The organism is Aminiphilus sp., assembly GCF_029975095.1.
Lineage (GTDB): Bacteria > Synergistota > Synergistia > Synergistales > Aminiphilaceae > Aminiphilus.
The window spans coordinates 1-7,051 of record NZ_JARKPW010000042.1 but is presented as its reverse complement, the minus strand read 5'-3'; the positions used below and the strand labels follow the sequence as shown (position 1 = coordinate 7,051).

The following is a 7,051-nucleotide window of genomic DNA, read 5'->3' as shown; positions in this document are numbered from 1 at the left end:
AAGATGGGAAAACTTCTGGACGAACTGCTCCAGATCTCCCGCATCGGACGCATGCTGCACGAACCCGAGACCGTTCCGTGGGACGAGCTGGTCCGTGAAGCCCTCGACGCCGTCGCGGGGGCCATCGCGCAGCGTGGCGTGGCCGTCCGGGTAGACCCGGTCCTGCTCACCCTGCACGGGGACCGGCGGCGTCTTGTGGAGATCTGGCAGAACCTGCTGGAGAACGCGGTGAAGTACATGGGCGACCAGCCGGTTCCGCTGGTCCATCTCGGTGTGGGAGGACACGGACAGGACGTGGTCTTCTTCGTGTGCGACAACGGCATGGGCATCGACCCCCGCTTCGCCGCAAAGATCTTCGGACTCTTCGAGAAGCTCGACAGCAAGAGCGAGGGATCCGGTCTCGGGCTCGCCATCGTGAAGCGCATCGTGGAACTCTACGGCGGAAAAGTCTGGATGGAATCGGAGGGAACGGGACGCGGGACATGCTTCCGCTTCACCCTTCCCGGAGCACTGCGACATTCCTCGAAGAAGGGGGAAGAACATCATGAAAGGGGAACCAATCGTCATTCTTCTCGTGGAGGATGACCCTGCCCACGCGGAGATCGTCCGGCGGAACTTTCGGGAGTTTCGCATGGCCAACCGTCTGGAACACGTGGAGGACGGACAGGAGGCGCTGGATTATCTCCACCGGCAGGGGCGTTACACGGACCCGGAAACCGCACCCCGTCCCGGACTCATTCTTCTGGACCTCAGGCTTCCCCGGGTGGACGGGTTGGAGGTGCTCCAACACATCAAGGAGGATCCGGAGCTGCAGTTCATTCCCGTGGTGGTCCTCACGACCTCCGCAGCGGAGAGCGACATGGTCCGGGCCTACGCGAACCATGCGAACAGCTATCTGGTGAAACCCGTGGACTTCTCCCAGTTCCTCGAACTGATGAAAATTCTGGGCTACTACTGGCTCGTGTGGAACGCGAACCCGCTCTGAAGCCCGAGAGCCCTCTCCCGGGCGTTCTTTTTCATTCCTGTTCCGACCGCCTTCGGAAGTCGTCCTCCACGCGGACGATGTCGTCCTCGCCCACGTACTCCCCGCACTGGACCTCAATGAGTTCCAGGGGAATCTTTCCCTGGTTGCCCAGGCGGTGCACGGCCCCCTTGGGAACGAAGATGCTCTCGCCCTCGTGGACGAAACGATCCGTGTCACCGATCCGAACCCAGGCGGTACCGCGGACTACAATCCAGTGCTCGCTCCGGTGCAGGTGATACTGAAGGCTCAACCGTTTTCCCGGAGCAATGACGATGCGTTTGATTTTATAGCGCTCCGACTCGTCCAGAATATGGTAACTCCCCCAGGGACGAACACTGTTCGGCGTCTGGGAGACCTCTTTCCGTCCCTTCCCCCGCAGGGCGGCCACGATGTTCCGTATCCCCTGAGAGGCGCCCCGGGGAAGCACTGCAACGGCATCGGAGGTGCTCACCACGATGCTGTCCCGCACTCCCTGGAGGGCCACAAGATGATCCGCGGCGAAGACGAGGTTCCCCGACGCATCATCGAGGACGCAATCACCGAGGACCACGTTGCCTGCCCCGTCCTTGGGGAGCACGTCGTAAACGGCATCCCAACTCCCCACATCGGACCATCCCGCCTGAAGGGGAACCATGGCGACGTTATGGGCCTTCTCCATCACGGCATAGTCCACGGAGAGGCTCGGCAGTCGAGGGAACGCCTCGAGCAGCGCCGTCATGCCCTTGCGGGCGGGAAGACCGATTTCGGGGATGTATTCTTCCAGAGCGTGCAGAAACTCCCCGATCCGGAAGCAAAACATGCCGCTGTTCCAATAAAAATTCCCCGAAGCGACATACTCCTCGGCCTTTTCGCGGGAGGGTTTCTCCACGAAACGCCGCACCGGAAGGGCACCACCGGGGGAAGTATCGGCACATTCCGTCGCCTCCACATACCCGTATCCCGTCTCCGCGTAAAGAGGCGGTACGCCGAAGACCACTAGGTCACCCCGCAGCGCGGCGGCAGCGGCAAGTTCCACCGCAGCGGAAAAGACAGTCCCGTCCGCCACGATATGGTCACTGGGCGCAACGAAGAGCAGATCCTCCTCGGAGGCTCGCTTCGTCTCCAGAAGAGACACCGCGCCGAGAGCGATGGCGGGACAGGTATTCCGGGGAATCGGCTCCACCACCACCTGCCCCGGCGCAAGGGAACACACATCCCGCCCCTGATGCGCCACGAGAGCCTTCCACTCTTCGCCGGTCACGACGGTGAGCGCCTCCGCAGGGACCACCCTCAACATCCGGGAAAGCGTGTCCTGCAACAGGCTTCGATTCGAGAAGAGCGTCAGAAACTGTTTGGGCATTTCCTCCCGCGAAAGGGGCCAGAGCCTTGTCCCCGATCCTCCAGCCAAAACGAGCACCTGCAGGTTGTACGCAGACATAACTCTTTCCTCCTTGACAAGAATAATGCGGCATGTAGGACATCTTCCACTATACTACGGTTCGCGTCGCTGAAAAACCCTCGACCTTTATTTCCTTTCTTCGTATGCGTCGTGTTTTCAAAAAACGCTCGCTCCTCACCATCCGCAGAGGATGACGGATGATCTTTTCCCTGTCCCGTTTTAGGGATGACATGATCCCTGTCCGGTCACAATTCCGCCAGGACCATCTTGACAAAAGGCGAAACAACGGGATAATGAAACGGCTTTCGAGGAGAGTTTGGTAGAATGGCTGCTCCCAGATGCGGATCTGTCCGCCTGAAGGTTCGGACTGTTTCCGTCCCGCGGAAGGAGCCATTTTTTGTGCGGCGAACGCCGCGGGGAGGAAAACTGACAACCTATGAACTGCACGCAACAGACGGAAGTGAAGAACACCGTGGAAAGCACCACGAATGACTGGAGCCGCTTCGGCCTGAGATCCGAACTGCTCCGAACCCTTGACAGAAGAGGTTTCACGGAACCCACGCCGGTTCAGGCGGAAGTGTTGAGCCTCGAAGACCGCAGCGGCAACCTGGTCGTTCAGGCCAAGACGGGATCGGGAAAGACCCTCGCGTTCGTACTGCCCCTCTTTGACGACATGACTCAGGGAGAGCGGCGTCCCCGGGTGCTCGTTCTTTCTCCCACCAGGGAACTCGCCCTCCAGATCGCCCGGGAAGCCCAGTGGTTCGGCCGTGATCTCGGCATCCGCGCCGCCTCTCTCGTGGGCGGCATGAGCATGGCAACCCAGACGAACGACCTGCGTCAGGGAAGTGCCATCATCGTGGGCACTCCCGGACGGACCCTCGATCACATCAGAAGGGGCACACTGGACATGTCCCAGGTCCACACGGTGGTCCTCGACGAGGGGGACCACATGCTCGACCTCGGCTTCCGGGAGGAGCTGGAGGCGATCCTCAACGCCGCGACGAACCGGACGCGCACGTGGCTCTTCTCCGCCACCATGCCCGACGAGGTGCTCTCTCTGGCCAAGAACTACATGAAGACACCCACGCGCATCTCTCTCTGCTCCGAGCGAGTCCAGCACGAGGACATCGCACATCGGGTCTATCTGGCTCCCGAGCGGCGGCGAATCGATGGTCTGGTGAATGTCCTCCTCTGGGAGCGCCCCCAGAGAACCCTCGTATTCTGCCCCACTCGGAGCGACACCATGACCTGCGCGGAAAAACTGACCGAAGAGGGATTCGCCGCGGGAACGCTCCACGGCGAAATGACGCAGCGGGAGCGGAACACCGTGCTCGGATCCTTCCGGCAGGGGAGAACCGCCGTCCTCGTGGCCACCAACGTGGCCGCCCGCGGCCTTGACGTCGCGGGCGTCACGCACGTGATCCAGATGGGCCTTCCCGACGGTCTGGACACCTTCGTGCACCGGAGTGGCCGCACCGGCCGGGCCGGACACGAGGGACGCAACGTGGTCATCCTTTCCCCCAGGGAAGCGGGACGGTTCCGGTCCATGCTGCGCGGCACGGACGTGCAGGTGGAGTGGCTTCCTGTTCCCGACGCGGAAGAAATCGGTCGCGTGGGAAAGACCGCCTTCGAGGAAACGCTTCTGGCGGAGAATCCCGATGCGGCCATGATCGCCTGGGCCGGGGAACTGCTCGGCAAATCCGACGATCCCGCATCCCTCGTGGCGGCCCTTCTCGGGCGCACGACCCATCTCCGGCGGAGCGGCTATTCTCTTGCCGAGGAGCTCGAGCGGGAAACGAACCGCGAGAAGAACCGCCGATTCGAGGATCGTCCCGATTCGAGAAACGGACGCTCCTTGGGAAAACGGGAGAGCGGAACCTACTCCTCCGGGCGGAGCGGCGGACGAACGGAGATGCGCGGCGCGGTGATGCGCCTCGAAAAGGGACGATCCGACGGATGGGATGTGGGGCGCGTTCTGCGTGAAGTCTGCATCGGGCTCCGTGTGAGCCGCGAGGAAGTGGGCTCGATCCGCCTCCGGGAGGACCATGTGCTCGTGGAACTCTCTCCCCTCGCCGAGAAAGCCTTTGAGAAAGAGATCACCGAATTCGAGCGTCGCGGTCTCGTGCGCTCCTCCGGAGCATCCCGAAGCAGAGGTACGACGGGAAACCGCCGAGAACGGGACAGACGGGCCTAGAATCGCACCCGTGTTTCAGACCGTTTTTCCCCATGGGGAAAAACGGGCGTTCCCTCGAAAGCATCCGCGCCTCCGGCGCTTCCAGGGCTTCTTCCTTACGGAAGAGGCGCTGTGTTTCTCCTCCCCCGGGCGCGGTGGCACGTCGCCGGAATCGTCGCATGTTTCCGAAACCACAGCAGGCGACACCGGGCATCGTTCCGTGCACGTGCACACAAGGCGTTGGTGAATGCCTCACTTCCCCTTTTTCTCGTCCTTCGAGAGGACCTGCTCCGACGAGACCGGTTTTGTCTTCCCCTTGAGGGTGATCGTGTCCACCGGAATGACCACCTTGAGGTTCACGCCGTCTCCCGCCGGACGAAGCTCCGCTTTCTCCGGCGTCAGATTCAGGAAAGGCGCTTCTTCCAACACGTTCCGGGCGACCCGAAGCGTGGAGGCATCCACCTCCTCCACGATCTTCCGAAGCTGTTCCGCCACGTCCGCAACGATGCGGGGAGGCGTGTAGTCTTCCTTTTTCCCGCCCCCGTTCACATCCGCCGCGACGCCCCGGAGATCCGTCCGTCCCGCCGGTCCCACATCGAAACCGGAAGGTGCGGTGATGCGCAGAGAACGCGTGTCCGAGAGGGACGGAGAGGGTGCACTTTTTTCCTGAACCCGGGTGGCACCCTTGACCGGTGTTCCGTTCCGCGGCGCTTCTGTTCCGGAAGAAGTCGTCTCCGAACCCGCCGAAAGAGGAGACGCGCTGTCCTCCCCGGGCACTGTCGGTGCTTCCAGGACGATAACGGTGCCTTCTTCCGGAACACCTCCGCCGGTACGGAGGGAACGCACCCCGAGAACAACGCCTCCGAGAAAGGAAAGACCGAGCAACAGCCATCCCCACCTCACCGCCGACGGACGGGGTAAGGACGGTCGTTCCCGAAAAGCCCGACGTGACGGAATCGCCCGTTTTCTCTCCATGATCCGCCTCCGTTTCCATACCGCCGCCTTTCGCGAAATCGCGGAAAGTCTCTGCTACAATGAGGATGTCATCTTTTTGAGCAGGCAGGTCATTCCATATTCCCACATGATTCCCACATGCGCCTTCACGCAGAAGGAGGAGTGGCATCCGTGAGGAAATCTCCCGAAAGCGCGCCGTCTCGGAAGCACCCCGCCGGAGAGGATTCCGCCGGTACCGGCGGAATCCTGAAACGTCCTTACCTCCCGGCGCTCCTCTGCGTGAGCACCGCCGCCTTCGTCTCCGCCCTGGACAGCTCCATCGTGAACGTCTCACTCCCCACAGTGGCCCGCTCCTTCGGCGTGCAGGGAGCGCTGGGTTCGGAGGTGGTGCTGGCGTATCTCCTCTTTCTCTCGGGGATGCTGCTTTTTTTCGGACGCCTCGCCGACATCGTCGGCGCCTCCCGGATCTTCCGCTGGGGGATGCTCCTCTTCTCCTTCGCGTCTCTCCTGTGCGGCGCCGCGCTTTCGCTGAACATGCTCGTTCTCTCCCGAGCGATCCAGGGAGTGGGTGGCGCCATGCTCACCGTCACCGCCTTCGCCCTCGTTCCCTTCGTCGTCCCTCGGGAACGCCGGGGGGAGGCTTTCGGCCTGCTCGCCATGATGGCATCGGCGGGCACCATCATCGGCGCTCCTCTCGGAGGATTCCTGACCGGCACGCTGTCATGGCGGTGGATCTTTCTCATCAACCTTCCCGCGGGAGCCCTGGCCACCTTCGCCGCCCTGCGCCTTCTTCCCGCGGACGAAGAGCGACACCCCTTCCGGACACTTCGACATCGCATCGGCGAACTCGACCTTCCGGGCAGTGTTGCGAGCTTTCTCGGTTTCCTTGCCCTCCTGATCGCCCTGAACAGAGGAAGTCAGCTGGGTTGGTCGTCGCCGCCCGTCCTGGGGGCTTTTCTCGCGGCGGCGATCCTCCTCGCCCTTTTCGCACTCCGGGAGGTCCGCACGCCCGTTCCCCTCATGGATCTCTCCCTCTTCCGGAATCGGGATTTCTCCCTCGCCATCGCGGGAGGCATCCCCGCCTATCTGGTCTTCGGCGCCGTGGGCATTCTCATGCCCTTTCTCCTGCAGAGCTACAAGGGACTTTCCCCTCAGCAGGCAGGAACCGTTCTCCTCTTCTATTCCCTCACGTACATGAGCACGGCCTATCTCGCGGGACGCCTCGCAGACCGCCTCTCCCCCAAGCTCGTCTGCTTCGGCGGCATGGTCCTCGCCACGGGAGCGTGCCTCTTCATCGCCACAACCCTCTCCTCTCCCGGGATGGGACACATCATCCTTTTCCTCGTGGGCATCGCCGCCTCGTTCGGCCTGTTCCTCTCCCCGAACAACGCCTTCGTCATGAGCAGCGTTCCGGGGGAAAAGCGCGGCGGCGCCTCGGGCATCTTCAGCACGTCGAGCCGCCTCAGCCTGACCGTCGGCGTCAGTCTCTTCGAGGCACTTTACGTTCAATGCCTCGGAGGGA

6 protein-coding genes are annotated in these 7,051 nt (G+C 62.4%); 4 read left to right on the top strand and 2 right to left on the bottom strand.

The annotated features are described in order from the left end of the window. Both Q1K49_RS02855 and Q1K49_RS02850 read left to right on the top strand, forming a co-directional pair. Positions 1 to 585, top strand: a 585-nt coding sequence (locus tag Q1K49_RS02855) for a HAMP domain-containing sensor histidine kinase (protein ID WP_300522565.1), incomplete at its 5' end; no start/stop codon positions are given. After that, complete coding sequence (locus Q1K49_RS02850; protein WP_300522563.1) at positions 545 to 985, top strand: response regulator; 441 nt, start codon at positions 545 to 547, stop codon at positions 983 to 985. The genes Q1K49_RS02855 and Q1K49_RS02850, both read left to right, overlap by 41 nt. Positions 986 to 1,016: 31 nt before the next feature. Here Q1K49_RS02850 and Q1K49_RS02845 read toward each other — a convergent pair whose 3' ends face one another. Beyond that, a complete protein-coding gene (locus Q1K49_RS02845) occupies positions 1,017 to 2,441 on the bottom strand; it encodes a mannose-1-phosphate guanylyltransferase/mannose-6-phosphate isomerase (RefSeq protein WP_300522560.1) in 1,425 nt (474 codons plus the stop codon). 397 nt (positions 2,442 to 2,838) lie between these two features. Between Q1K49_RS02845 and Q1K49_RS02840 the strand changes: the two genes are divergently transcribed. Beyond that, the gene (locus Q1K49_RS02840) at positions 2,839 to 4,596 is read left to right on the top strand and encodes a DEAD/DEAH box helicase (protein WP_300522557.1); all 1,758 of its coding nucleotides are present in this window, start codon (positions 2,839 to 2,841) and stop codon (positions 4,594 to 4,596) included. Positions 4,597 to 4,827: 231 nt separating this feature from the next. Here the strand turns inward: Q1K49_RS02840 and Q1K49_RS02835 are convergent, their stop codons facing one another. Beyond that, positions 4,828 to 5,550, bottom strand: coding sequence for a hypothetical protein (locus Q1K49_RS02835; RefSeq protein ID WP_300522554.1), 723 nt, complete (start codon positions 5,548 to 5,550; stop codon positions 4,828 to 4,830). Positions 5,551 to 5,700: 150 nt separating this feature from the next. Between Q1K49_RS02835 and Q1K49_RS02830 the strand changes: the two genes are divergently transcribed. Beyond that, positions 5,701 to 7,051 (top strand): MFS transporter (locus tag Q1K49_RS02830; RefSeq protein ID WP_300522551.1); only part of this gene is annotated, 1,351 nt, incomplete at its 3' end.

Bases quoted from the DNA above. Each gene is read 5' to 3' on its own strand.
- Q1K49_RS02840 (WP_300522557.1), top strand. From the start codon at position 2,839: ATGAACTGCACGCAACAGACGGAAGTGAAGAACACCGTGGAAAGCACC.
- Q1K49_RS02850 (WP_300522563.1), top strand. From the start codon at position 545: ATGAAAGGGGAACCAATCGTCATTCTTCTCGTGGAGGATGACCCTGCC.
- Q1K49_RS02835 (WP_300522554.1), bottom strand. From the start codon at position 5,550: ATGGAGAGAAAACGGGCGATTCCGTCACGTCGGGCTTTTCGGGAACGA.
- Q1K49_RS02845 (WP_300522560.1), bottom strand. From the start codon at position 2,441: ATGTCTGCGTACAACCTGCAGGTGCTCGTTTTGGCTGGAGGATCGGGG.